General features: G+C 64.8%; 2 protein-coding genes. One reads left to right on the top strand and one right to left on the bottom strand.

Annotated elements, in window-relative coordinates; all coding sequences use genetic code 11:
- The coding region (locus IG178_RS24245; protein ID WP_425499874.1) for a transposase at window positions 1–346 on the top strand (346 nt) is incomplete at its 5' end.
- Here the strand turns inward: IG178_RS24245 and IG178_RS24240 are convergent.
- Window positions 308–1,031: IS30 family transposase (locus IG178_RS24240; RefSeq protein WP_193215173.1), on the bottom strand; the 724-nt coding region annotated here is incomplete at its 5' end. The genes IG178_RS24245 and IG178_RS24240 overlap by 39 nt on opposite strands.

Here is a 1,031-nt window from a genome sequence, read left to right as displayed (position 1 = left end):
TTTCGTTCCGACCTACTTCCTCAAGGAGGATCGGATCATGCCCCAGAAGTACACCCCCGAGTTCAAGGCGCGAGCCCTGAAGCTCATCGAAGAACGCGTCCGTGCCGAGCAGTGCTCTGGCTGGGTCGCCTGCACCGCCGTCGGTGAAGCCCTCGGCGGGATCTCACCGCACACGCTGAGGAACTGGTGGAAGCAGGACCGCATCGATCAGGGCGAGGCTCCAGGGCTGAGCACCGCTGAAGCCGAGGAGATCACCAAGCTGCGCAGAGAGAACCTTGAGCTGCGCCGCGGCAACGAGATGGCGGATTCAAGCGGTGAGCGCAAGGAACTCTGCGAGCTTCTCTGATGGTGTCAGATAGCCCAATGTCTTCCGAGGGCGTCCGTTGAGACTGTCCTGGATCATGTCGAGTTCCCTGCGGCTGAGGCCGCTGAGGTCGGTGCCTTTGGGGAGGTACTGGCGCAGCAGGCCGTTGGTGTTCTCGTTGCTGCCGCGCTGCCAGGGCGAGTGAGGATCGCAGAAGTAGATCGGAATGCCCGTGGCGGTAGTGAACGCAGCATGCTTGGCCATCTCCGCGCCCTGGTCCCAGGTGATCGTTCGGGCCAAGGAGGACGGCAGCTTGCTGACCGCCTCGCGCATTGCTGCCTCGACCTGCTCGGCGCTCTTGCCATCGGGCAGGTGCAGCAGCAATGTCATCCGTGTCGAGCGCTCGACGAGCGTCCCGACAGCGCTGCGGCTGCCCTGACCAAGGATGAGGTCACCCTCCCAATGCCCGGGCACTGCACGGTCGTCGGCTTCGGCAGGGCGCTGGCTGAGCATCACCATGCCGGGGATGCGGCCACGACCCTCGATGGCCCCGCGAGGCTTGCGAGCCGTCCTTCCGGACCGCAGGCACCGGGCCAGTTCACGGCGCAACTCGCCTCTGCCCTGCACGAACAGCGACTGGTAGATCGTCTCGTGGCTCACACGCATCTGCGGATCATCGGCATGATCCAACCGTAGGCGCACCGCGATCTCGTCGGGCGACCACAAC

Origin of the sequence: Neoluteolibacter marinus (assembly GCF_014904755.1) — a bacterium.
Taxonomy (GTDB): Bacteria; Verrucomicrobiota; Verrucomicrobiia; order Verrucomicrobiales; family Akkermansiaceae; genus Haloferula; species Haloferula marina.
The sequence above is the reverse complement of the archived record's forward strand: the minus strand, read 5'-3'. Positions and strand labels throughout refer to the sequence as shown.